The sequence below is a fragment of the Paenibacillus xerothermodurans genome, assembly GCF_002220865.2.
GTDB lineage: Bacteria > Bacillota > Bacilli > Paenibacillales > NBRC-103111 > Paenibacillus_S > Paenibacillus_S xerothermodurans.
Genome location: NZ_NHRJ02000008.1, coordinates 116,097 through 141,361, shown reverse-complemented (window position 1 = coordinate 141,361; position 25,265 = coordinate 116,097). Strand labels below are relative to the sequence as shown.

At 40.2% G+C, this 25,265-nt stretch carries 17 protein-coding genes and 2 pseudogenes; 3 read left to right on the top strand and 16 right to left on the bottom strand.

The features are described 5' to 3' along the window. Nucleotides 1–208, top strand: a pseudogene (locus tag CBW46_RS14390) (hypothetical protein); the annotation flags it as partial. A gap of 576 nt (nucleotides 209–784) precedes the next feature. Here the strand turns inward: CBW46_RS14390 and CBW46_RS14385 are convergent. From CBW46_RS14385 to CBW46_RS14370, 4 genes are read right to left on the bottom strand one after another with little or no spacing between them, the layout of a single operon-like run. Next, entirely contained in the window at nucleotides 785–2,830 is a 2,046-nt protein-coding gene (locus tag CBW46_RS14385; RefSeq protein ID WP_089200697.1) for an AIPR family protein, read from the bottom strand. Further along, nucleotides 2,827–3,789 carry a PD-(D/E)XK motif protein gene (locus CBW46_RS14380; protein ID WP_089200696.1) on the bottom strand — a complete coding sequence of 321 codons (963 nt, stop codon included), beginning with the start codon at nucleotides 3,787–3,789 and terminating at the stop codon, nucleotides 2,827–2,829. Before CBW46_RS14380 ends, CBW46_RS14385 begins: the two co-directional genes overlap by 4 nt. After that, nucleotides 3,782–6,430 (bottom strand): Z1 domain-containing protein, encoded by a 2,649-nt coding sequence (locus CBW46_RS14375; protein WP_089200695.1) that lies wholly within the window; start codon nucleotides 6,428–6,430, stop codon nucleotides 3,782–3,784. Before CBW46_RS14375 ends, CBW46_RS14380 begins: the two co-directional genes overlap by 8 nt. After that, nucleotides 6,420–7,841, bottom strand: coding sequence for an ATP-binding protein (locus CBW46_RS14370; protein WP_089200694.1), 1,422 nt, complete (start codon nucleotides 7,839–7,841; stop codon nucleotides 6,420–6,422). Before CBW46_RS14370 ends, CBW46_RS14375 begins: the two co-directional genes overlap by 11 nt. 271 nt (nucleotides 7,842–8,112) lie before the next feature. On the opposite strand from CBW46_RS14370, the gene CBW46_RS14365 reads away from it, so the two are divergent. Further along, nucleotides 8,113–8,781 (top strand): HhH-GPD family protein, encoded by a 669-nt coding sequence (locus CBW46_RS14365; RefSeq protein ID WP_089200693.1) that lies wholly within the window; start codon nucleotides 8,113–8,115, stop codon nucleotides 8,779–8,781. Between the two features lie 21 nt (nucleotides 8,782–8,802). Here CBW46_RS14365 and CBW46_RS14360 read toward each other — a convergent pair whose 3' ends face one another. From CBW46_RS14360 to CBW46_RS14315, 9 genes and pseudogenes are all read right to left on the bottom strand, one after another. Further along, nucleotides 8,803–10,509 (bottom strand): DNA cytosine methyltransferase, encoded by a 1,707-nt coding sequence (locus CBW46_RS14360; protein ID WP_089200692.1) that lies wholly within the window; start codon nucleotides 10,507–10,509, stop codon nucleotides 8,803–8,805. A 166-nt stretch (nucleotides 10,510–10,675) separates the two neighbouring features. Then, complete coding sequence (locus CBW46_RS14355; RefSeq protein ID WP_089200691.1) at nucleotides 10,676–11,413, bottom strand: DUF6339 family protein; 738 nt, start codon at nucleotides 11,411–11,413, stop codon at nucleotides 10,676–10,678. Nucleotides 11,414–11,425: 12 nt separating this feature from the next. Next, nucleotides 11,426–12,289 carry a hypothetical protein gene (locus tag CBW46_RS14350; RefSeq protein WP_089200690.1) on the bottom strand — a complete coding sequence of 288 codons (864 nt, stop codon included), beginning with the start codon at nucleotides 12,287–12,289 and terminating at the stop codon, nucleotides 11,426–11,428. After that, nucleotides 12,279–14,219, bottom strand: a complete 1,941-nt coding sequence (locus CBW46_RS14345) for a hypothetical protein (RefSeq protein ID WP_089200689.1) — start codon at nucleotides 14,217–14,219, stop codon at nucleotides 12,279–12,281. Before CBW46_RS14345 ends, CBW46_RS14350 begins: the two co-directional genes overlap by 11 nt. Nucleotides 14,220–14,229: 10 nt before the next feature. After that, nucleotides 14,230–15,282, bottom strand: a complete 1,053-nt coding sequence (locus tag CBW46_RS14340; protein ID WP_165842322.1) for a DNA cytosine methyltransferase — start codon at nucleotides 15,280–15,282, stop codon at nucleotides 14,230–14,232. A gap of 311 nt (nucleotides 15,283–15,593) precedes the next feature. Beyond that, the gene (locus tag CBW46_RS14335) at nucleotides 15,594–16,073 is read right to left on the bottom strand and encodes a hypothetical protein (RefSeq protein WP_089200687.1); all 480 of its coding nucleotides are present in this window, start codon (nucleotides 16,071–16,073) and stop codon (nucleotides 15,594–15,596) included. A 572-nt stretch (nucleotides 16,074–16,645) separates the two neighbouring features. Continuing rightward, a pseudogene (locus CBW46_RS14325) lies at nucleotides 16,646–17,489 on the bottom strand (IS256 family transposase). A 98-nt stretch (nucleotides 17,490–17,587) separates the two neighbouring features. Continuing rightward, a complete protein-coding gene (locus CBW46_RS14320; protein ID WP_089200685.1) occupies nucleotides 17,588–18,079 on the bottom strand; it encodes a hypothetical protein in 492 nt (163 codons plus the stop codon). Nucleotides 18,080–18,218: 139 nt separating this feature from the next. Then, nucleotides 18,219–18,779, bottom strand: coding sequence for a chymotrypsin family serine protease (locus CBW46_RS14315; protein ID WP_165842321.1), 561 nt, complete (start codon nucleotides 18,777–18,779; stop codon nucleotides 18,219–18,221). Between the two features lie 918 nt (nucleotides 18,780–19,697). On the opposite strand from CBW46_RS14315, the gene CBW46_RS14305 reads away from it, so the two are divergent. Continuing rightward, complete coding sequence (locus tag CBW46_RS14305; protein ID WP_089200683.1) at nucleotides 19,698–20,450, top strand: WecB/TagA/CpsF family glycosyltransferase; 753 nt, start codon at nucleotides 19,698–19,700, stop codon at nucleotides 20,448–20,450. A gap of 953 nt (nucleotides 20,451–21,403) precedes the next feature. On the opposite strand, the gene CBW46_RS14300 is transcribed toward CBW46_RS14305, so the two are convergent. From CBW46_RS14300 to CBW46_RS14290, 3 genes are all read right to left on the bottom strand, one after another. Next, nucleotides 21,404–22,144, bottom strand: coding sequence for an aspartate/glutamate racemase family protein (locus tag CBW46_RS14300; RefSeq protein ID WP_089200699.1), 741 nt, complete (start codon nucleotides 22,142–22,144; stop codon nucleotides 21,404–21,406). A gap of 80 nt (nucleotides 22,145–22,224) precedes the next feature. Beyond that, nucleotides 22,225–23,460: a M20 family metallo-hydrolase gene (locus tag CBW46_RS14295; protein WP_089200682.1), complete on the bottom strand. Its 1,236-nt coding sequence runs from the start codon at nucleotides 23,458–23,460 to the stop codon at nucleotides 22,225–22,227. A gap of 35 nt (nucleotides 23,461–23,495) precedes the next feature. Further along, nucleotides 23,496–25,262 carry a hydantoinase B/oxoprolinase family protein gene (locus CBW46_RS14290; protein WP_089200681.1) on the bottom strand — a complete coding sequence of 589 codons (1,767 nt, stop codon included), beginning with the start codon at nucleotides 25,260–25,262 and terminating at the stop codon, nucleotides 23,496–23,498. Between the last annotated feature and the right edge of the window lie 3 nt (nucleotides 25,263–25,265).

The following is a 25,265-nucleotide window of genomic DNA, read 5'->3' as shown; positions in this document are numbered from 1 at the left end:
AAGCATCTTCCCAACGGACGAGGCGCTGCTCAAGATGCTCTATCTGGCCACGATGGACGTGACACGTAAATGGACTGGTCGCGTGCAGAACTGGGGACAAATCCTGCTCCAGCTCTCCGTCTTCTTCCCTGACCGAATCGGGCATCATTCACGTTTTACACAAAATTCTGGGCAGACCCTTAAAACCCTTGATTTACAAGGGTTTTAACCATGAAGTATTGTTCATTTTGTTTGATTTTGATTGTTTGTTGACGATGTTCGTCAACAACGCGTCAACAAACCAGTCACATCAACTAGGGCATAAACACTTAGGGACAACACTTCGTTATATGCCTCCACTTTGCGATATGGCTATGATTTTAGAAGATCAATAATATAATCTCTTAATTTTTGCACGTGACAGTACATCCCTCATATATGCATTCTTTAATACTCGTCAACAAATAACTAGACCGCGACACAGTAAATTAAATGTCCCTATCTATATTTATGCCAATTGTCGATCCAATTTTTTATATTATCCCCAATTCATTTTTCATCAATTGTATTAAATACCGAGCTGTATCTTCATCAAATTGAATTGACTGGCTTATTTTATTTTGAATTTTACGATCTTCAGATCCATAAGTATCTAACTGAAATTATTTTTTTCCGTTTTCTGCTGTAAACACTGTATAAGTCCCCTCTACAAACTTGTGGACACTTACGCTTGATTTATCAATTTTTGACAATTTTTTATGATCCAAAAGAGCCATTACTCTCCTCCTAATAAAAATGAAAAGCTTTACGCAATAGCCCCTTCAGACGCTGCCCTTTCAAACAGTTGATATAATATCTTGCATTGTTTTTCTGAAGGCGGATTCAGATTCCCTTGTGCCATCTTCTTCAAGATATCCAATTGAGTTAAAGATATACCTGAGCCTGATCCTAGGCTCCTGTAATATTCATACAAATCATCCCAGACTTCATTTGGAACCCCTACTACAATCATCTGGACTTCAATTCCACTATCAATTTTCTTTTCTTTTTTATCTTCCCGATTTATGTACTGCAGTTCTGACTTGTCTATTAACAACTTTTTATCAAAGGCTATATTTAGCTTAATTTTTTTTACATTTTCCCAACAGCTTGTTTTTTTACACCACTGAGCTGCGTTTGCCGATCCTGATCCTGCTGGGGGGGTGGTAATAGAATCGTATACAGCTTTTGAGATCTGATTTATAGGATCAACCATTGAATTTGGAAGTTTTTGTTCTTCCCATATTAAGTTAAAATTCAGAGCATGCCCAGATTGTTCTATTAAATATGATAAATAGGCGATTGTATATGTCACCGTTTGAGCTCTAAATCCGTTTTCATACCATTTTGCGCTGGATACTAACTTTTCGACAGCCCTAAATAAAACAACCCTCGAAACAGCATCTTTAAAATAATTTTCAGTAATAGCTAATTCATCTTTCTTTAACCAGGCATTAATATGATCTGCAAATGCAGCAAAGCTATATTGAGCTCCCCTAGAAACAATCTCAGGCTTTTGTAACCAGGAGTTCTCACTTTTGGATAAAAACGTTTTGTCGATCAGCTGATGTTTAGGATTTTCCAACTGAAACTTCATTTTTTCCGAATTAGAGAGGTATGCCTGCTCATTTAAATATTCGCCTCTGACTCTTTCATAGAACCAATGAGTACGACGTTGTGATCCTCCAACAGCTGCAGCCCAAATCCTTTTCGAATAATTTTTCATTTCTTTATGGAATGGACTATTCGAAAAGAAGTCAGATTTATTTACTTTGTTTTGCGTATTTGCGTACTCTGAAATCCTTGAGACATATTCACTTTGTTTATCTTTATCCCTTACAACAGATAATTTCATTTGAACTGAAACTTTGGAGACATCAATTTTGGAGTTTTTCTTGGCTGCATAGATTGCTGATGTAGTTTGTCCTCCATTTACAATCTGAAAGTTTTCTATTTTGTTAATATTCCCAAAAACATCAAACTCAATATTTGAAGCGGTTGCCGTAATGCCGTTGTTATATGCAAAAAACATCTCCGGGTTATTCTGAATAGTATTTTTTATTCCTTGGTTTACTCCACCTTTAAACTGTAAAAACGTTCTAACATTTTGTTCAAATAGCTTTTGTCCAAAACGCTCATATATATCGACTAATGTATCACCTTTCAGAAAGGTTAAATAAGACTGATATTTATCTGATGTAGTTGGAATCTCTAGGCATGGTAGTTCAGTTATTACTTCAAAATCCCCGCTGCTGTCAGTTGAATATATTTTGTAAACATACTCAATATCAATAACTCTGTAATCTAAAGGTATCCCGTTTAATTCCTCGGAAGGTATTTCTGTCAAATTCCTTGTGGCTTTTCCATCCGTCAATATTACAAGTCGAATTTTATCGATCTCATTACTGAGTTTATATCTATAAATATTATAAGCCATGGAATAGGCATCTGAAGTCTCTTCCATTTGTGTATAAAGCCCATTTATGCTTTTCACATAAAAAGACTTAAGCCGCTTAAACTTTCCGTCGATTTGACTTTTAGTCAACGTTTGTATATCATCTTCCTGAAAAAATTGGTGTACTAAAAGGGTCAAAATTTTTCTTTCTTCATCATAATCGAAGCCATTAACTTCAATACCATTCTTAATCTTAATATACTCAGCTGCTGTATAATTGATTGTTAGATCTCCAGTAGCAACGAGTTCCTCACATATATTCTCAAAAAAAGCCTGTGGCTTCATTAAGCCTCTGCTTAATGCATCAGATAAAATTGACTGAGTGAAATCTTGATGAAACTCTTTCAGACTAATCATTGAACTGTTCCCCCTTCCCGTAAAAAGTTTTCTAAATTAATTTCAAATTCGCTGCATTGAGATAAATCAATCGTATATTGAGCCGAAGAAATCTCTCTCTTAACAGATGCTGGGGTGATCTTGGGAAACGAGTCAGAAACTCGGAATATTTTTTGAGAGTCAACAATAAATTTGTTCAAAGGTTCTCTAATTATTTCCGAAATATAACCATATTGAATCACCTTATTTTCAAATACATCAATCAAATCAATATGGCCGCTTTCTAGTATTTTTATAATCTCCTTCAAAATGTCTTCTACTGACTTCCCCTTTTCAGAAATTGTCAAAGCGTATGACATCAAATAAAAAGGTTCTTTATCGCACTGTAGCTGCTGCATTGAAGAAATACTTACCGTTTCGCCTTTTGATGTCCGATGAGATTTCACTTCTATTGCACAATTACTCATTAAAAAGTCCTGTTTATCAAAATCAGGGCCACCCCAAGAAATTACTGCATCTCTTATTCCCACTTTAGCCGATGCGACTTCTTTTAGACATAATAATTCAGAAAACAAGCCCATTTGCTTTTCAAGCGAAAATAGTTTGTGGTCCTGCTGCATTATTAATTGCCAGCGTTTTAAACGGTTTTCAACTGCAGTTATCATCTTTCTGTGATCGATTTCCCGTTTTATAACCGTGATTAGGTCTTGGCAAAGCGCATGAAAGATTTGCCAATCTTCATTAGTATTTAAGATTAAAAACAATTCATTACCTTGAGGGGGTATATTTCTAGTTACAATAGTAATTCCTTTAAGATTAAGCTTTCTGTTAGTTGCTACCGTTGTATCTTTTGTTTGTATACAAAAACCACAGTGCCCGTCTAAATCTGTTACCCAAAATAAATTATGTGGGGTATTAGAAATTGCTCGTCGTTGAGAAGAAGACCCCATATTAAGCCAAGGATTATCATTATTAGTCATCGGACTCCTCCTCCTTAAGCATATCCTGAATATAGACCGAATTTATTTTTAATTTTACTGTCTTCTTAGTGCTGGTGATTCCACCAGGAAAACTAATACCAAACGCAGCCAACCCCTCATCCATAACTCGTTCAGTTTTCCCTTCCTTTACTTCAAGTACGTGAAGCATTAAAAGAGGCTTTTCCAACTTCGCTCTAATCCCCTTACGATCACTGCCCAATTCCTTCCTAGCGGTTTCAGGTAGAGCTACCCCTTCGGAATTGCCCGAAGATACTTGTCTATTTAACACTTCATAGAAAGGCCCTTTATTAACTACCCTTCTCTGCTCAGGGTTGATCTTAAGCTCACCAATTGGAAATTCGTTGCTGCTTTCTCCGCTATATAATGCAATGTCCCACTTGGTATCAACTTCTTCAACATATTTCTTGACAAAATCAATTGGCATTCTTGATTTAATACCAAATGGATCAGGTGAATATACATCAAACTTCTCAAGAAACTCCATCACAACACTTCGATCAATATCACGCCATAAATAATTTTTGTTTATCTGCTCAGGCTTTTTAAATTTTAGATTGAAAACAATTGATTTAAGTGCATCAAGATTTGATTGTTTTACATCATAATTATTATTGATCCAACTGGTTTCTTTGCAGTGACCATCTAACTTCATTTCAAAATAAATATCTTTACTGCTCTTCAATTTATTTCTTGCCGTTACCTGTAGCCCACTATCTGGATGATGTTTAACAGACAGACCAAAGTCATATGGCGTCATTTTGGCGTTAGACATACGATCAAAATTATCAATCAAATCTTCTGTAGCTTCAATAATTAAAGCAAAGCTATTAATTGTTTCCTTTGTCATGTATATTCTGCACAAATCCTCATAATCTGGCCGGTAACCAAACCATCTTCCCATTTGCATTAATGTATCATAGAAGATAGTATTCCTCAGAAAATAACTGACACTTAATCCCTCTAAAGTAAAGCCACGGGAAAGACTAGTTCCGCCAATGACAATAGCATTTGTCGCTCTGTCTTTACGATATTCCAAAGGTATTTTGGTATCGGTATGTACTTCCCTAATAATAATTGTATTGACAACTTCACAGATACTCTGTAATACTTCCGCCCATTTAAATTCAGCTTCTTTGTGAATTTCAGAAAATGTCTTCCTAATATTTTCGAGATGCACACTATGAACTTCGGGATTTTTTAGTTTACCAAATGCGATTATATCCTTTTTTACTTCCGAAAAATATGCCTCTATTTGATAGCTAATCTTTTGATGCATTAAGGTAAACCGGGTAACATGAATCAGCATGCTGTTGTGTTTATTTCCTTGTCCGCGCAAATTCCTGATACCAATATTTATAATGAATAATCGGATTGCCTCGCACATGCTTCCTGGTAAGGATGATATAAGGTCATCCCTTTTATGGTTTAATGGTATGACATCGGAATAATCTTTGATTTCAATCAAATGCTTCTTATTTGTGTCTAAAAAAATTTTCCGTGCACCGAAGTAATTCGTTGGCGCCTTAAGAGCGTAAATAAAATCTTTGGGAAATAAATCTCGACCTAAATCGTCAGTTCCAGCCTCGTGGTCAATAAAAATATTTGCATATGGTGTTGCCGTAAACGCAACATATGCACTTTTTCTAAACAAACTCAATAATTTCCGAAGCCTCTTATTAATAATAGTTGGATCATCTTCATTTTTCGTATTAATTGATGCATAATCTGACTCATCGTCAATCATTAACATAGCATGTTTAGATATTATTTGATTTTTGTATTGTGCTTCAAGCCAGGTGATCACATTTTGGAGGGTACTGGAGTTCTTCTTAATCACCAAAATAACAGGGCTACTGATATTATCAAAATTTAAACCTTGTGAATTTTTATTTGCATCCTGCTTATTAAAGTCCTGTTCGGTTGTAGTCAAGCTTATTGGAAGCAACTCTTTTCTAATACCTCCAAACTTACCAACCCCTACAGGTATCCCTTTATCCAAACCAACGAACGCCTCATTCAACCTATCTTGAGTCTGGTTTCTTAAGTTATTAATCCCGCCTGCAATTACTACTATGAATTTGTAACCAGCATCAGCAGCTTTGCAAACTAAGGCTGAATAATTCCCGGTTTTCCCTGACTGAACATGACCCACTACCATACCATAGCGCGAAAAGTCCTCCACCGAAGGATCCTCAATATTATCCATAACAATATCTGTATCTTCATCAATAGTTTTTACAACATCCGGTGATAGAGAGTTTTTCAATAATTCTTTATACCTGTTCCAATAATAATTTTCGTTCTTTAATTTTTCTTTGCTCGTCCACCAGGAATTATCACGCAATTGCTGTTCTTCTCCTTGAACAATTACGCCATTTTCCATTTCAACATCAAAATGAGTCTCAAGCTCTCTTCTCATACGCACCCAATCCTCGGGACTAGGAATGGAAATGGACTGAACAGATAAAATTTGTGCAAATATATCTGGTCCGAGTTTTGACACTAAATCTTGGGCGTTTTTGATTTCATCCTGTATTTTATTTTTTGGTAATACTCCCTCATAATTAAAAAGCTTTTTATAAATAAAATCCTTAATTAATTGATAACTGTTATTTTCCATTTCGTAGCAGCTCCTTGTGATTTTTAAACAGCTCTGTCTTAAGTAAGCTTTCAATATATTCTTCATCTAGACCCGATGATTTCAACTTCTCTGCTAGCGCTTTGATTTCATTTTCACTTAACGCTGACTCTTGATTTATTTTGTGTGGATTCTGTTGAAGCTGAGCCTGTATAGCATCTAACGGCAAATAAGCTTGCAGTCCTTTTAAATAAATATTTAACAGATCGCTATTTTCATCAGATAATTGGGCTGTAAGCTTTTTCAATACAGGATGTTCGGAGTTTAGTGCGAACCTAATTTGCCCATTAAAGGACTCCAACTCCCAAAACTTTGTTGAAAGTTTATCCTCAATTTTTCTTCCCCTTCCGGTATAAGGCCTCGACCCTATCTCCGTGATCTGCTTTATTATTCTTTTTAAATCATCTTTTAAATCTGATACTGGATTGGCAGTCGATTTTTTTATATCTATTCTCCAATATTTATCCATACTGTTTGATATATCAATTCTCACTCTTACTAGTTTATGTACATCAGTAGCCCTATGCAGTCCCCACCATGTTCCGTAAATCAGTAATCTGTTAGCACGGTATAAATAAAATCCCTGGGATTTTGTATACCCTTCCTCAGTAGCATACTGTTCATATTCTTGTTGAGATACCTTTGAATGATGAGGTAATATAAAAGGTTGAATAATAATAGTTTCGTCATGTACTTTAATTTTTTCATTTGAAAGTTGCTGTGTCGCAGGATGATTCACATTGAAAGGATTAAATGGCTTCAATTGGCTCTTATTTATCTTAATTGATAATTTTTTAATCCCAATAATGCCTTCTAAAAAGCGATGAAACACTAAGGAAAGATGCTTTCTAAGCTTATCGATACTGTCTGTTAAATTGCTACTACTAAATCCGTCAATTTCCTGCCATACTACCAAAGTACCACTATCCTGCTTTTGAAGTTCTTTAAATAAAGGTATTTTTGAGATTGCTATCGTGTCCAAAGAAATTAATAACCACTTCTCTTCTTTAGATATGAAATCCAAATCCCATTGTCTTGCCGAAATCTTCCCATTCTTTTTCGATATAACCGTTAGTTTTTTGCACTGTGAGAATGATGCCATTTTTAACCCTAAACCAAACCTTCCAAGATCATTCTTTGCTCTATCTGAATCTGGATCTTTTGTTGCTAGTCGCATTGCTTCCACAAGTTCATTAGATGACATTCCAATCCCGTTATCCAGCATGCAAAATATCAGTTTAGGTTCTGAAACCATATGTATATCTATTTGAGATGCGCCTGCAGCTATGCTGTTATCAAGTATGTCAGCAACAGCAACTTCCAAGGAATAACCAATATCCCTTAAAGATTTCACGAAATTTGACACGTTTGGATTTACAATTTTAGTTTGCATATTTAGCCCCTCAAGTAATAAACCCTATAATAATTGAAATGTATCCGTTTTAGAAATACACAAATTTACTAAGAAACACTTATAGAGCATAATTCGACAAACCGCATGTACTTCCTGCCATGAACTGAGGTTAGTTTTACAAAAAACGCTCTTCTTAGGAAAACGTTGCTGTGACGGCCATTCCCCTCCATATCTTGGAGCTTTCAATACATCCATTGCTGCAATAAACTAGTTATACTATTAATTATCTTTAAAGGGTGAGTCGTATTTGATGGAGTCGAGTTTAAGTTTTTTTTGGGTCACTTTGGATAGATGGTATTTACAAAACAAAAGAATATTTCCCTGGAGGTTATCAAGTAACCCTTATCACATATTTATCGCTGAGTTTCTTCTGCAGCAAACACACGTAAGAAAAGTAGAGGAAGTTTACCTCCAACTTCTTAATAGATTTCCTACTATAACGGAATTAATGAATGCTGATGAGAAGGATTTACTTCAATATATTAGCCCACTCGGCCTTTCTTATCGTGCTTCTAGACTAAAGGAAGCTTCAATAGTTATAAACGACAAATACTATAGTGAAATCCCTGATAATTATAACGCACTAATTAAATTACCAGGGATTGGGGATTACATCGCAAACGCAGTCCTTTGCTACGGGTATCATCAGAAAACTATCCCAATTGATACGAACGTTATTAGATTATTTTGTCGATACTTCGGTTTAACTTCAGACAAGCCACGCCCAAGAACTGATAAAGTTCTTGCTTCCAAGATTAGAAAACTCTATCCTCTTGATTTGGATTATAAAAATGCAAATCTTGCAGTACTAGATTTCGCCGGACTAGTTTGCACTGCTAGAAAACAAAAGTGTATTGAATGTCCACTGAGTGAACAATGCTCTTACTACAGCAAAGAGCCTCTTACTCATAATGAGTAGAGGCTCTAACTTTTTAAGTAGTTAAGTTAATACTATTTCATGGTTTTTGATAATATTCTCCAACTTGTCCTTTACTGGCCTACCCAAGTAATTCAAAACTTGTTCAGCCACTGCCCTGCCCAAAAGTGGAGGGACAGCATTTCCAATCTGCTGATACTGTGAATCTTTAGAACCTTCAAAAGTAAAATCATCAGGGAAAGTTTGAAGCCGCGCTGCTTCCCTAATACTTATTGCTCGATTTTTACGCGGATGTATCCACATTGACTTTCGAACGTTCAAAACAGTACCCGAAGGAGCTTGATTATCAAGTCTCAAATATACAGTATTTTGAGTTCTACCAGGATCAGAATATGTTTGTTTGTAGGATTCGTCTAGATCGTGGAAATTCTGACCTGGCGCTAATACTTTAAATCTTTCCATGGCCGTATCAGTCGTTTCCGTCATAACATGATTTTGAATTGTACTAGTAGTTCCACGTAAATACTGAAGAAGCGGGTTACAGCTTTTAAGAAGTGGCACATTAATTGGCTGATCGGCTTCCAATGCTGTAAATGGTTCAATTTCCTCAAGATCTCCAATTGCATCCTGCACTTTATAAAACTGATCTGGATCCTTAATAATCGAAACCGGAAGGGTTACACAATTATCTCTTACGAACTCTGATTTTACACCGATAAGAACAAGACGCTCTCGAAGCTGTGGCGCACCGAAATGAGCAGCATTTATGATATGATCTTCATTTATTACATAACCAAGGCTCTTAAATTTAGAGAGTAAGTAATTCATTACACCATACGTCTGCACACTAACACAAACATGCTTATGATCGAGTAAAATATCGACTATCTCAATGTTATTGGATTGAATTTCGCTCATCTTCATCAGGACTTTTTGAACTTCAATGATTTCATTTAAAATTGAAAACAAATTGTTTCGGGATGAATCAGCAAGCTCTTTACTCGATAATAAAACCCCAAGCTTCAGCCACAGTTCTTCATAAGCAGTGCTCCAATAACTGTTATGCTGTTCCTTCCATTTTAACAATGTTTTCTGCAAGGCCCTTTGAGCTTTTGCAATATATACATGAGCCTCTTTCTCTTTTCTACTTATATGACTTATCTTAGAAAACAAATTCTTATCATTAATTATAAATGGAGACAAATCAATGTTGTTTTCAATGCAATTTCTTAGAAAACAAACAAGATCATCAGATAAATTATTCTGTTTTCCTAAAATAACTTTGTCAGGGATTAATTCTATCCCTAATTCCTCCACAATCTCTTTCTGATCCTTGGATGAGTAGAAAAATTTATGCTTGTCTGATTTCATAGCCTTGACGTTCTCCATTACAAAGGCATCCGGTTCCAATTCTTTTATAGCTCTGACATACTCCTTAACTAATTGATTATTAGTTGAAATGAGCTCTGACTTCTGTCGGTTTGCATTTGAAAATCCTTGACAAGGTGGCCCACCAAAAACGAGATCTATATTCTGCCAATCTTCTTTTATCTTTCGAAAGTTAACTTTTTTGATATCCTTGTGATACCCAATATCTCTACCATCACTCTCATCATTATAACGATTATGATTCCTTATATATGTTTTCTGGGCAGACTCATTATTTTCCACCGCGGCCACAATTTTTACTTGCCCCGTCTGCAAAAAGCCCAAACTTAATCCACCAGCCCCAGAAAACAAATCAACCCCTAACAGTTTTTTATTTCCCATTGTATCCCCCCCTCAATAGCGAACGTACGTTCTATATATAAGCAGCTTACCATTTCATAGATTATTTTTCAAGTGGCATCTCGTAAATTATTAGATTACAACATTTCGAGGGAACATGCTATACAAAAATAATAATCCTACCCATGTTTGTTGGGCAGGACTATTATTACATCAAGGTTTCGATCTTTTCACTAATAAGTTCCTCTAAATCTTCTGGATCCAAGGTATCTAAGATTGTGACACCACCAAGCTGATTAATGTACATCATCAAGCTCCTAAAATTCTCTCTATCAATAAAAGAAGACTCCAGCTCTTTCTGTTTTAGTACTGAAAGGACTGCTTTAGTTATATCTGGATTCCTTGAGAAACTTCGTTCCAGAAGACTCTGGGCAATATCCAATTTAGAAAGGAGTACTTTCGTAAGTTCGAAGGGATCTTCTCTATTTTCATCGTAGGAAACATAGCTGTACCACCATAATCGTGCTATACCGTTTCGAATTAGAGCCCTGTCTCGATTAGCCATAAAAAAATAACGTTCTTTAACTGCCTCTTCCGGTTTATCTTTGTCTAAATATGATTCAACAGGCCATCTTTTTCTCATGTATTTCCAAAAGGTAGTATGTGTTAAATAAACCCACAATCTCTCGTCTGTAGCTTGTACAATCGAAAGACCTTTTAAGGAAGTATATATTTTTTTTGTATTCTCAAAATCAAAATGGATTGTGCTGCTCTGCGGCATATGCAAATCTATATTTTCAATTCTAATCTTAGAAGGAAAATTCCAGGTTTTTCCTAAAAAATATTGATCAACCCAAACTTCATCTGATTTATATTTATCGAGATTGCTCATAATATTAATTCTTAATTCTTCTAGGGAACTATCACTAATATAATTGAATTCCATGAACCAGACACCTCATTCTTCGTCATCAAAGTTAATAAGAGCTAAAAGCGAAGAATTAAGCGGTTCTCCGATAAGCTTTTGAGCAACAGCTAGAGTTGAGTCCGAAAAAGTACTTTTATTATCAATATCAATTCCCAACTCTTTAAGTCTGCTTTTAATCACCCTATACCATCGGCACTCTTCAAGATCAAATTCCTGATCTACCGCATTTTTAAGTGTTTCCAATATAGATACTAATGCCGGCATTATAATTAACGAAGACAGCAAAGATTGTAAATTTTGATTCAAAGAAATAGTTTTATAATATTCGAAGTTGTCTTCCGATAATTTAATTATTATTTTGTGACCAGAAGAATCCATGTCAAACGGCATTGCGTTCTCGCCGCGGGTAGGCTGAACAGTAAAAATAGAAGGTATCCTTCTTAAAGGATCATATTCTTTTTCAGCAAAAAACGTCCTTTCAGCGTCGATTGCTAAAACGTCACCCTTTTTTATGGAAAAGGTGTGACCTTCATAATCGGGGTGAAACTCAGCTAAAAAGTAATGATCCATGTTCTCCGAAGCCAATATAAAAGAACAGATCTGTACTTTTCCTTCAATCGTATCCGCAGGCAGCTGAAAGGTAAAACTAGAGTCAAACGATCTAAATACTTTACGATAACGTGTTGTCGAGCATTCAAAATGAAATGCGTAGCAGGCCTTTTTCTCGTTTAACAGCTTATTGATTCCATCACTGCTAGTTATACATTGAGCCTCAAAAATATATGAGTTCTGGGTTTTGCTGCTTTTAAGTGATGCCTGAAAATCACTATCGATAACATCATCAGCAAAATAAGATAAGACCGGATGTGGATACTGGCGATAGTTAATTTGCATGAATCGCCACCTCCAGAGCACATCGAAGAGAACCTTCAAGAGTAACTAGCAGGTCAGATTTATTATCTTTGTAAAAAGATATCGGTCCGATTTTTCCATTTTTGCCGATATACACACTTTCCCCAGTTTGCTGAACAACAGCCGATTTCACAGGAGCGGGTTCTCCACCAACTTCCCCAATGACTTTGATCCCAATGTATCCAGAGCCGTCAGCATCAGTTTGTATGGCTACTTTGTAGATTGCAGCACCAGGATCTACACAGAAAATACGGGAGCGTACTAATCGCACGTTTTTACTCGGCCCCGCTGAATTATCACTTTCATTAAATTGATTTTCCTTAGATGCACCCGTTTGATCATTCTTATCATTAGAATCGTGGTTTTTATTATCTTCTTCTCCCGGTCCCTTTCCGCTCTCATCAGCGGAACCACTTCCACTTCCCTGCATATCCTTCTGATCTTGTGTACCGGTTGCAGTTTCCTGATAAGCGTCGAAACTCTCATTAATTCCAACAAATGCTATTTGCCTCATTCTTCTGTGGTTAATTTCAATCTCAATATCTTTAGGAGCCGCTTTTTCCCCTTCAGAACCGTTTTGTACGATTTCCTGCTGGGCTTCAACTTCTAAAGAAGGATCATCGTTGTCGGCTAAATATTGACTTAATCCTGCTACATCCAATTCTTCTTCATCACTAACTAGTGTTATTGACCGAACCTTTTCATTTATCCAACCGTAAAGTTTTCTAATAATAGCCTTTGCTTCTTCCGGATTCTCGTGTCGATCAGGCTCCCAAGCGCTGTGAGTGGGCGGCTCAATTTTTCTTAAAAAATCGTTTATGCCCTCACCTTTTGCAATCATTACACCCGCAAACTTAAAGGGGGTTCGGAAACTCCCCTTATCATATATTTTCATTCCCGTCCCTCTGACCATAGCAACCCGCTTAGGAAGGTCCTTACCTGGGAGAACAAACAAGTCTATCTCACCAAGACCTAAAAAGTCCTTATTAGGGAAGTGGTATCGATTTGAGAGAGTATATGACTCATAATAATGATACGAGAGGCATTCAGGATCATTTTTTGTATACTTCTCTAATAGTCCTGCTAGTGAATTAGCATTTATGGTTGTTTCTCCGACTTTGACGATTAATTTTTCATTTAATATAGCAATAAAGAAATTTTCAAGCACAGATTTAATTATTTTTTCTTCCCATTCACTCTTCTCATTAAAACCAGCAATAAATATATCCGTCCCTATATCGGATCTTCTGAAAAGTTCATTTATCTCTGCTGTTGAAGTAATCGGCGTATTTTTCTCAACGATTCCGAAATACCCTGTGCCCTGTGTGGGCTCCGCGTCATTTAGGTGAGTTACCAACTTAGCCACACCCTGGAAGGCGAAGGTACCGTTTTCCACCTCTTTTGTACCGTAAAACACAGTTCTTAAATCGGAACATGCAAAAGGCGCATGCTTACCGATGCCGAAGGATCCTCCTGATTGTGAACCTTTATCGGAAGAACCTACTGATTTTATGAGGTTATGCCATCCCCCTCTCTCTCCTTCATTAGCTCCTGTTAAGCCTGTTGTATTGTAGTCACTAATTTTTAAAAAGGGAATCTGTTCTAAGTTCATAATTGAAAAAGCATTTTCGAAAAATTGCTTGGTCTTGGCGTTATCCTTCCAGTATTCTTTGCATGAGTTAAGTATACTTATAAAACGATCCTTTCCCGGGAAGTGCTCTGATGAGACATATATCAAATTAAAATGAACCTCTACCGGACCACTATTACCTTTATCCTTTGCGTCACAAGAGTTTTGATTAATTTCTCTTGCTAATGAATCCAAAGGATTCCCCCGAAAAGTTTCAATTCCTGCATCGTTAAGTCCTGTAACCTGTCCATAATTGTTTGACGGGAAATTCCAATTTATCATAACAATCTCCTTATATTTTTGAACTCTTTAAAGTATTCAAACATTGTGCCGCTAGCTTTTGTACAAGGTCAACCGTAACAGCGTTTCCGATCTGCTTATATTGTTTCGCTCTTGGCATCCCTTCTGGAAATGAAAACTGGTTGTCTTTAAATCCCTGCAGGCGAGCGCATTCTCTGGGTGTCAGCTTTCTTATACCCCAATCATCTTGTATGACAGGAACATTATGTCCGCCTTCACCCATATTTGCTGTAAGAGTGAAAGTACAATCGCTTTTATTCTCTCTGACATAAGCTCTCCTCAATAAATAAACGGAATCTTTGTTTCCTTCTGCCATTTTTTCCGCAAACAGCTTACCGTACTTAGAGTTTACATCAAAATAGAGATCTTGGTCTGCTGCAGAGTCCAAATCTAAAAACTCCCTCACGTCTTTTAGCCCATGTTCAATTTCTGGGAACTTGAAGTTGTTAACTTTAAAAAAATCCTGAGAAAAGGCGACCATATAGAGCCTTTCTCGATTCTGGGGTATGTCCGTATGTTCCTTAGTATTAAGTACAACTGCATTACTTTTATCTGAAATCAAGTTCCCCTTATTGTCCAATGGTATTCGAAACCAATATCCAGCCCTCTTTATTTCTTCTTCGATAATATTTATAGTGAGCTTATTATTGTGATAGATTAGGTTTTTTACATTTTCAAGTACTATTATCTTGGGTCTGTTTCTTCCAAACTCTTTCAGTAATCTTATTATTTCAAAAAAGAGTCTTCCTCTCGGGTCCTCAAAGCCAAGTTTATTCCCTGCAAGAGAAAAGGATTGGCAGGGAAATCCTGCAGTCAGGACATCCACTGATTCCAAATTATCACTTACTACAGATAAGTCTGCAATTGACTTCTCATAAAGCCTTGTTTCAGGGTAATTATGTTTATATGTTTGACAAGCATAGGGATCCAACTCATTTGCCCATAGCACATTAAATCCTTCGTTTTTGAAAGCTCTGCAAAAGCCACCAATACCCGCAAATAAACTTCCTACTGTATATGTACGCTGCTTCATATCCTGTTCCAATTCTTCCAACTCCATAAAATTATCTAATGTAAAAAACGTTATTATGTATATATTTCGACGAAAACTGACTGCCTCCTTCATATTCCGCTTTAATTCGAGGTCGCTCACTGGAATTCTATAAGAGAAGGTTTCTCATGCATAGTGTCAATTCAGGAATAAGTTTTCTAAAGGGTGATCTTTCGGGTGATCTTTCGGTGGCTCTAAGTGTGACACTAAACTAAAACAAGACCATTTTCAGATTCAGTTTCCTCCAACTTTATAGCAGTATAGACACAGCCAAATCATTCATTTTGAAATTGAGACGTAATTATTCACCTTGCCAGCGCCCTCCGTTTGTCGCTAACGGCTCGGATTGCGTCTTCCAGCCACCAACTCCAATCGCGGCTAAATATGAATTGAATCCAGTCATGATCAGCGGGGTGGAAGGTTTTGAGCGTGTTTCCATGGTGTTCGAGAAGAAAACCAATGAACCCGACAAACTGAGAAAGCAGTACGAGCCAGCCCCGTTCGCAATTCGAAAATATATCGATTTGGGTTTCATCGATGATCTTCCGTTGGACTTCCAATGACCTGATCGTCTTCTCGCATTTCATGTTATTTGCACGTTTCCATCTATAATTCCAATGCTCGAGCATTTCTTCTTTGCTTCGAATATCCCAATGTAAGGGATATGGATTCGTATTGTGCGAGTTTAACAATTGATGCATCCGACCTATGGCTTTGCCCAGCGTGTACACTTGATTTTCGTTTGCCGAACCTGGTGATATAACGTTACCTTCGCATAAACTCATTAAAACGAACCGCTCTTGAGAAGGCGTCTTTAGCACAAGTTTTCCTTGGTTAGAAAACAACTTGGGACTAGGAATACCCTGTTTATTCAAACTAAATTGATGGGTTAAGGAGATCTCAAGATCATTACGAAATTTTCGGGATAGCGTGTCTTGTTGTACTGCTTTACAAATAAACTCCCTATATCCGTCTCAATTTTCCATTTTAGATTTAAGTAACCTTGCTCAACTTGCAATTCATCATAAATTTTTATTCCAAACAGATTAGAAATTGAATTCAAAATATCATCTCTGATTAAAGCAGCTGCGTCGGACATTTGACTCCCCCATTTTGATGATCTGCAATCAAATAAACAGAACTGGTGTTCGAATTTTTACTATAAACCAGTGCGTCACATTGCGAATGATCTCCACGACATAAGCCGCAACCAAACACATAAGGGGTTGTGTATATATCAAAATCAAAAGAACGTTCATTGGCAGCCTAAACTTGAAGATGTATTATTGGTGTCCTAGTTTATTCGTCTAGATGGGTCTCTCCACAATTTTGTGTAAACCCTCTCGAAACACAGATTCTAACGTAAATGATGCCCGATTCGGTCAGGGAAGAGGACGGAAAGTTGGAGCAGGATTTGTCCCCAGTTCTGCACGCGACCAGTCCATTTTCGTGTCACGTCCATCGTGGCCAGATAGAGCATCTTGAGCAGCGCCTCGCCGGTTGTGAAGATGCTTTTACCCTTCGTGACTTTCCGCAGCTGGCGATGGTAGCTCTCAATCATATTGGTGGTATAGATCAGCTTGCGAATCTCTGGAGGGTACTTAAAGAAGGTGGAGAGTTCCGCCCAGGTGTTGCGCCAGGAGCGCACAATGAGTAGGTATTTGTTGCCCCAAATCTCTTCAAATCTGTCCAACTCCAACAAGGCAGCTTCCTCTGTCACCGCTTTGTAGATCGGCTTTCGATCGGCTGTGACTCTCTTCAAGTCCTTGTACGAACTTTTGAATCTCAGTGCCCGGATAACACGCAGTAATGGCCTCAGATAATGCCGTAAGGTTATCGACACAAGTGATCAGAATATCCTGCACGCCACGGTTGCGCAGATCATTGAGCACGTTGAGCCAGAACTTTGACGATTCGTTCTCACCAATCCACATGCCCAGTACATCCTTACTTCCATCCAGGTCGATACCAACGACCATGTATGCAGCCTTGTGCACGATGGCTCCGTCCTGCTTCACCTTATAATGGATGGCGTCCATAAATACAACCGCGTAAACGCTTTGCAGTGGCCGGTTCTGCCATTCCTTGATGAGAGGCACGATCTTGTTGGTTACATTCGAAATCATGGTTGGCGATACGTCGATGCCATACAGTTCATTTAAGTGGTCCTGGATGTCCCGGGTGCTTAGCCATCCTACCAAACCAGCCTTTCTTCCATTTTAGTATATGGTTTGAGAGTTTCCCAAAATATTTTACAGACTCAGGAGCGGGTTGTCTTGCGTATTTTGATCAGCACAAATTATAGAACAACATCAATTGTTGCTTTATTCGTTGTAACTTCATAGTCTCTGTTGTCCCCCTCAACAATTGCAAATCTTGCAGTAGCTGATACTTCGTAACGACCAGGCTTTTCTAGTTTACACGCGTACTGTTCAGTAATCACTTGGTTAGCTTGAAAATTACGAACAATTCCTACTTCGGGCATAACGAATGTGTTAACCACCTTACCGTTACTGTCCTTAATCGTAACATAAAAAACTTTTGCCGCATGTTGGATGGTAAACCCATTATTCGTTAAGTTCTTTAGAGTAGCCTCAACAATGAACTCTTCATGTGATTTTAATTGGTCAGCAACAGATATACTTGCTGAAAAATCTTCTGTTTCATTCGAAGGAGCGGACTGTTTAGTCGGCTCTTCGTGTTGAAAGAGACCCTTGAATGGATCATCAGATATTGAAGACTGATTGCATGCGACTAATGAAAGAAGAGCGATAATAATTATTTGCTTCATTTTAACACCTCTCCAGCAAAATAAACGTAAAAGTCTGGATAATTGTTTCAAATCTTACCAAATACCAAAAGACGCTGCATTGTTAGCAAGCGCCTTGTAATTAATCCATTTTATCTCCTAAGTGTAATACCGTTTAAATTCAGATCGTTATATGTCCTCCATATTGGTTCATAAACTTTATAGGTACCAGCTGCCACAATATCACTGTCGTTTCGAATAGTACTACTCCGGTATGTGTACCAGCTAAATCAAAAGTAAATGAACCTCTAGCATCGTCCCATGCATAATCCGTTAAAACAGGGCCACCGCTGTCCCCTCCCTGAGAAGTATACCCAGTAGCGAGAACTTCATTTTCTTTATATGCGTAACCACCAACACCCCACCAAATATCAGCATTAGCGAATCGAATTGTCCCCGCAGTTAAGGCCCCGGTTTGCGAACCTCGCATATAGATCGTATCACCAACCAAATCATCTACATAAACTCCAACTATAGGAACCATCCCGGAATATGGCACCTCAGGATTACCGCTATGCCCATTAAGTGTGATATAACCTGCATCACTTACACCATCACTACCATCGGTTTCTTGAGAAATGGTTCTAAACGAAAAGTTACCTATAGTTGGTGTATCATTCCATGTTTGGAACCAGGCTGTTGAGGAACCAACGTCTTCGCAGTGACCTGATGTAACCAACACATTTTGGCCACTCGCTAAGATGCCAGAATAAACGGAAGTACAGACATCAGCATAAGTTTTACATCACTTCCTGTTCGATAGTGTCCGGTCATCATTGCTCCCGATCTGGTACCATAATCTGTCTGATCCTCCACTTCCTGCTTGGTTAGTGACGGTCCCTCCAAATCAGCAGGCAAGGTCATGCGGTTCAATTCTTCCGCGCCTCGGACTTAGTAGCTTTACTGCAAGAGAAATTTGCTGTGGGTACGCTCAGCCGCTTTCGAGAAAAGCTGAGAAAGATGTCCTGATTATATTGGATGAAGTTGGCTACGTCCCCTGTAGCCAAACAGGCTCGGAGCGCTTATTTAACGTGATTGCCGATTCAACAGCAGAGCGTAATTGTGACCTCCAACCTTCAAGCAAGCGATGGAACGAATTCCACAGTAATGATTAATCTGGCAAGTGACCTCAGCATTTTTCGCAGCAAAACTTAGCATTTTTCACTTGCAAAAAACAGCTGTGTCCCAGTTTACAATGAGGAACGACCCCACCAGTCCCTCGGCGAAGCAAGGCCTGCTCAATTCTACGCTCACGAGATCAAGCAAAATCATCCAATCGATGGAAGGAGGACATAACTTATTTTTCAAAAAGTCGTGTCTTGGCATTGGGGAGCATTACAGCGTCCGAGTCGGCCTGTTTATTGCAGCCGCAAGCAAATGGCTGCCGCAAGACGTTCATATTTGGCTTTGGAGCAAGGTTTGCTGTACCCTCTCCGCACTGCCTAGCGCGGCTACAAAAGAGTTTATGGCGTTCTATCACGCCTATAGTTTTTTCGAATAGTCGTCTGCTGCAAGTTGACGCTGAACTGGAATAAATTTCAAAAAGTCTCGCTATGTGTGGTAGAATTGCTCTATATTCTGCACGCCGAAAGGTGAGTTTATGACAGGCTCAATAAATATATTGGGAGTTCCCTTTTCCAAATTAACGCTGAATGAAACGGTGCATCTACTAGGCGAACATATCCAAAAAGAACAACCGAAGTTGTTTCATTTAATCACAGCGAACCCTGAGATCACAATAGCCCACCAAACGGATAAGTTGCTTCAAACAATTGTAAAAGAGGCAGATTTAATTACACCAGATGGCATAGGCATTGTGATTGCTTCAAAAAGAAAAGGTGACCCTATCTCAGAACGTGTCACTGGCTATGATTTGCTTCTTCGACTATTGGAGAGAGGGAACGAACAAGGTTGGAGTTTCTATTTTCTTGGTACAGATGAAGAGACAAACCTTAAAGCTGTAAACGAGATACGCAGCCGCTATCCAAATGTAGTCGTCGCAGGTCGGCATAACGGATTCTACACCGAAGATAAAGAAAAGCACATACTTAATGAAATTCAGCAGTCCAAACCCGATGTGTTAATAATTGCAATGGGAGCACCCTACACTGACAAGTGGATTCATAAGCATAAACATAAACTTGATGGTGCTAAGGTTGCTTTTGGTGTTGGCGGGAGCCTTGACGTAATCGCAGGAAAGGTAAAACCTACGCCACGGATTTGGAAGTCATTTAATTTAGAATGGCTGCATCGGTTACTTACTGTTCCTGTTGCAAAGGGACAAAAATCACGGTGGCGGCGACAATCCGCGTTACCTAGATTTTTTTATCGGGCAATCATTAAGAAGCAGTGAATTGAAACTGCGTGTTTATGTATTGAATCAGGATACGCAGGAAAAAAAGGGAGTCTGTAACATACAAAAATGGAAGAAAGGTTGGTTTGAGAGGATGGCTGAAATGGCTCGATTGCAACACAGACCAAGTGAAGGCTTTTGAAAAAGAAAATAACGAGGGTGATCTAACTGTTTGGTGACAAACATGAATAAATCATCGCTGCGGTTCATACCAGACACGAATAGACCGTTTTCTGTTTGTGCTCACCCAGTGCAATGACATCGTTTTATGCTGTAAGCGGTAATCATTCTCAATATAATCGAGCGGCAGATCAGCGAAATCAACGGACCATCCTTCATAACCATCTGAAAAATCATAGGAATGTGTGGGAAAACTTGTTTGGACACTGGCATTTGGAAACCAAGTCGGCAGCATAAACGGTTGGCCATAATGATGATATACATAAACTGAAGCAAACGGTGAATAGTAGTTTTTTCAACATTGGTTCATCCCTCTCCAATTTTCTTTGAAAATGTGTATTCGCTGATAGCAGTGTTTGAACGGTCGACCACTTATGGGAGGGCGTGCAAAAAAGTACGACCTTATTGGAAATAATCCTTTTTAATTCCAAACGTTGTAAAACATAAAGAAGTTGCACGTTCGACAGTTTTTTTCCGCCCGTGAATGCAGAGCAGCTGCCAAATCCCAGGCGGTTGGCAGCTTGCCATGTGGTACTGGTGTGCTTTTTACGATTCTGACGAATCGTGGCCATGTCCGTCTGGCAGTGCTAGATCGAACGAGCATAGAGCTATGACATGCAGTCGTTCCTGAGTTGCACAGCTGCCCCAAGGCATTCCTGCAGCTAATGCAAGTTGAAAAAGAATTGCAGTTCCGATTAAGCGTTGAGAATACGATTGCTGACATCAAATTCACACACAAAATAGGACTTCCGTGCAGGAAGTCCCCGTGCTTATTATGAGTTGATATCGGCAAACGGGCTCATAGCCCCTATGAACTTCTTTTTCTCGGGATATTTGTAGGTTTTCAGCTTGCTTGTCGTCTTGCCCAAATCCACAACGGCCTCGGCGAACTTGACAGCGGCCACGACTCCGTCGAAAACCGGCACTTGCAGCTCCTGCTCCAGACGATCGGCGAACTCCGCCATGCCAGCGCAGCCCAAAAGAATAGCTTCCGCATGGTCTTCTTCAACGGCCCGTCTGCCTTCTTGAGCAAGCACCTCCATTCCTTTTGCGGGATCTTTCTCAAAATCCAGTACGCTGAGCGGTGTTGTGCGAATACTAATCACACGATGACCCATCCCATAGCCGGCAACCAGTTCCTCCAACATGGTTTTAATTCTTGGAAGTACAGTCACGATAGAGAATCGAGCGGCTAACATGGAGGCCATATACATGGACGCTTCCGCTATTCCGATGACAGGAGCGTGGGTAAGCTCTCTTGCCGCATGCAGTCCCGGATCGCCGTAACATGCAATCACATAAGCATCCACACCTTCCCTATCGCCTTTACGAATTTCCTCCAGCACACCCGGTATCGCTAAATATTCATCATAGTAGGATTCAATGGATACGGGGCCCATTTCGGGGCTTACGGCCAGGATTTCGGTCCCTTGTCTGGCTGCGCTTTTCGCTGCGTGTTCAATTCCTTTGGTCATTTCCCAGGTTGTATTGGGGTTAATTACTTTGATTTTCATGTTTACATCCATCCCTCTCCTGACTGTTTAGTCGTAATTCGAGTGAATAAACAGGTGTCAAACAAATCAAAGCCGCACAATCACTGACTGGCAAGATGCAACGCGACACGGGACAGTAATTCAGTGCCTAAGGCGATATCTGCAATATCAGCATATTCCGCAGGGTTATGACTAACTCCATCTTTACATCGGACGAAGATCATTCCCATCTCAGTGATAACAGCCATCAACTGTGCATCGTGTCCGGCACCGCTGATCAGTAACGGGCACTGAAGTTTCATCTTGAGTGACTGCTCTTTCATCACATCTATAATCGAAGGACTGCACTCCACCGGGTCCAGATTCAACCGTTCATTCCAGCTGAAGCCCAGCCCTCTTTGCTCACAAATCTGCTGAGCACCGGTTTTTACTTGACGCATGACTTCATCCCTTCGACCTTTATCTATGTCCCTGACATCGACCGAAAACACGACGCGTCCAGGAACCGTATTAGCACCGCCCGGCAGCACCTCCATATGTCCCACAGTCCCGACAACGGGTGCATCTTGATAAGCATGACATATGTCCTCTACGAGCAGTGCAATTTGCGCGGCACCAAGCAACGCATCCTGTCGCATATTCATCGGCAGCGTCCCTGCATGCCCCGCTTTCCCCTGCACAGTAACTTCGACCCAAGCCGGCCCTGCGATACCGTTAACAATTCCGATAGGCGCTTGCAGCAGCTCTAATACAGGCCCCTGTTCAATATGCATTTCTAAATAGGCCTGGATTGCACCTTGACGCCTAACCACCTCTTCTTTGATTTTCTTCGGATCTAGCCCAAATTGAATCAAAGCTTCCCGGCGCGTCATACCTTGTTGATCTACCAATTCGAAATCCTGCTCATTTATTGCACCGACCATTGCCCGGCTTCCGAACAAACCGCTCTGGAACCGTGAGCCTTCTTCTTCACAGAATGCGATGACTTCGATTGGCCGAAGCGGCTTAATTCCTTCTTCATGTAAATGCTGCACGACCTCAATGCCGCCAATCACTCCGATGACTCCGTCATATTTCCCGCCGTTTACCACGGAATCGATGTGAGAGCCGATCACAACCGGCTGCGCTTCCCGGCGTGTGCCCTCTATTCGCCCGATCAAATTTCCGGCAGGATCGACACGCACCTCCATGCCCGCTTTTTGCATCCAAGCGGAAACCAACATTTGCGCTTCTCGGTCTTCTTTTGACAGAGAAAGCCGCGCCACTCCTCCCTCCGGTGTTGCTCCTATCATTCCAAGAGACTGAATTCGTTCTTCCAGACGCCCATGATTGATCATCTCATGATCTCCTTATCTCTCTATGAGGTAATTGGCTATGATCGCTTGCGGGCCGTCGCTTCCCAGTCGATTTGCCCATCCACGAACACGACCCCATAATCTGCGTCTGCACTCTCGACTGAAATATATCCATCCAAGAGATCCGACAACACCGCGCGCGGGTCCCGCTCCATAGGATTTCCGTAGCCTCCCCCACCCGGTCCGATCAATCTTAAGGAATCGCCTTGTTTGGCTCTATGATGCGGAATTTTGGATGGCAGAGGAACCTCCGCACCATCAGGGGAGCAAAAGAGCAGTTGACACGGCGTTCCGTCTCTGCCGCCGGAAAATCCCCAAGGATTATGCTTCTGCCCATCCCCTTCAACGGAAAAGCCTCCGTCTTCTAAAAATGCCACTTCCCGGACCGAGCCGATTCCCCCGCGGAATTTCCCGGCTGAGGCAGAATGATCCAGCAGCTCATAACGGGTTATACGAAGGGGATAATGGGATTCAATATCCTCAATCGGATTGTTTCTTGTATTCGCATAAAGTGTGTCTACCGCGTCCATGCCATCCTTACCATATCTGCCGCCGTAGCTGCCCTCCATGATATCCATGTACACCCAATATTGCTCATTGTTCAGTCCGCTGTACGCCACCACGTTCAAATTACCAATGCCGGCGCTTACTTGGCGGGGCACAACTTGTGCAAGAGCATGCATCAACGTGTCGGCGACCATGTTGCCGGGACAGAAACGGGCAATCGTAGGAGCCGGGAATGTCGGGTTTACCAGGGTCCCTTTGGGAGCAATGATTTTGATCGGCCGCATTAAACCTGAGTTTTGTGGTATATGCCCGAATACTTCCGAATCAAGCAGCACCGAACGCAAAGTGAAGTACACCGCAATATCGACAGTGCCTTCAAAAGGCATATTGATTGGGCGGTCTGACACCTGAGGTGAAGTGCCTGTCAAATCCACTGTTATATCGCTGCCTTCAACCGTCACGGCCACACTGATCCTCAAATCTTTTTTCTCCGGATCAGGACTATCTAGGAACCCGTCCACGTATCCCTCCGCCCTATACGTTCCATCGGGAAGTTTGGCGATTTCACTGCGCATCATCCGCTCTGAATAAGCCATCAAATCTTCGCTGGCGGCAAGAACCGTTTCCATCCCGTAAGTTTGCACTATTTCAAGATACCGCTCAGCTCCGATTCTGCAGGCAGCAATTTGAGCTTCCATATCGCCTACAACCATATCCGCCGCCCGCACGTTATCTTTGAGGATAAGCCAGAGCATCTCGTTGCGGACCCCTTGATCGTACACTTTGATCGCTTTAAACTGTAATCCTTCCGCATAGGCGTCGACCGCGTCCACGATTCCGCAAGAACCGGGGGTTAATGCTCCCAAATCCAAATGGTGGGCTGTAGTGCAGGAGAAACCGATGAGCTGGTTTTGATAAAAAACAGGTATAAAAAATCCTACATCGGGTTGATGCGACGCTCCGTGATACGCCGAGTTATGAATAATGACGTCGCCCGGCCGGAACACATCGCCTCGCTCCGCCATAATTTTCTTTATCCCCCTCATATATCCCGGAATCGGACCCGATTGCAGTGGTGTGCTTGTCGTCGATTCACACAACTGCTGACCTTCCGCATCGAGCAGGGCGCACCCAAAATCCTCCGATTCGCGAATAATGCTGGAGTATGACATGCGGGCCAGCTTGTAGCCCATTTCGACTGCGACGTTTTCCAAAGCGCCCCGAAGAACCTGAGCGGTAATCGGATCAACGGCCGAACGATTTTCTAATTTTTCCATCAG

What these genes read in the sequence shown, in the direction of transcription:
- CBW46_RS14355 (WP_089200691.1), bottom strand. Translation starts at nt 11,413, where the DNA reads ATGGAATTCAATTATATTAGTGATAGTTCCCTAGAAGAATTAAGAATT.
- CBW46_RS14385 (WP_089200697.1), bottom strand. Translation starts at nt 2,830, where the DNA reads ATGATTAGTCTGAAAGAGTTTCATCAAGATTTCACTCAGTCAATTTTA.
- CBW46_RS14320 (WP_089200685.1), bottom strand. Translation starts at nt 18,079, where the DNA reads ATGAAGCAAATAATTATTATCGCTCTTCTTTCATTAGTCGCATGCAAT.
- CBW46_RS14290 (WP_089200681.1), bottom strand. Translation starts at nt 25,262, where the DNA reads ATGGAAAAATTAGAAAATCGTTCGGCCGTTGATCCGATTACCGCTCAG.
- CBW46_RS14360 (WP_089200692.1), bottom strand. Translation starts at nt 10,509, where the DNA reads ATGGGAAATAAAAAACTGTTAGGGGTTGATTTGTTTTCTGGGGCTGGT.
- CBW46_RS14305 (WP_089200683.1), top strand. Translation starts at nt 19,698, where the DNA reads ATGACAGGCTCAATAAATATATTGGGAGTTCCCTTTTCCAAATTAACG.
- CBW46_RS14295 (WP_089200682.1), bottom strand. Translation starts at nt 23,460, where the DNA reads ATGATCAATCATGGGCGTCTGGAAGAACGAATTCAGTCTCTTGGAATG.
- CBW46_RS14345 (WP_089200689.1), bottom strand. Translation starts at nt 14,219, where the DNA reads ATGATAAATTGGAATTTCCCGTCAAACAATTATGGACAGGTTACAGGA.
- CBW46_RS14300 (WP_089200699.1), bottom strand. Translation starts at nt 22,144, where the DNA reads ATGAAAATCAAAGTAATTAACCCCAATACAACCTGGGAAATGACCAAA.
- CBW46_RS14365 (WP_089200693.1), top strand. Translation starts at nt 8,113, where the DNA reads ATGGAGTCGAGTTTAAGTTTTTTTTGGGTCACTTTGGATAGATGGTAT.
- CBW46_RS14335 (WP_089200687.1), bottom strand. Translation starts at nt 16,073, where the DNA reads ATGAGTTTATGCGAAGGTAACGTTATATCACCAGGTTCGGCAAACGAA.
- CBW46_RS14375 (WP_089200695.1), bottom strand. Translation starts at nt 6,430, where the DNA reads ATGGAAAATAACAGTTATCAATTAATTAAGGATTTTATTTATAAAAAG.
- CBW46_RS14350 (WP_089200690.1), bottom strand. Translation starts at nt 12,289, where the DNA reads ATGCAAATTAACTATCGCCAGTATCCACATCCGGTCTTATCTTATTTT.
- CBW46_RS14380 (WP_089200696.1), bottom strand. Translation starts at nt 3,789, where the DNA reads ATGACTAATAATGATAATCCTTGGCTTAATATGGGGTCTTCTTCTCAA.
- CBW46_RS14370 (WP_089200694.1), bottom strand. Translation starts at nt 7,841, where the DNA reads ATGCAAACTAAAATTGTAAATCCAAACGTGTCAAATTTCGTGAAATCT.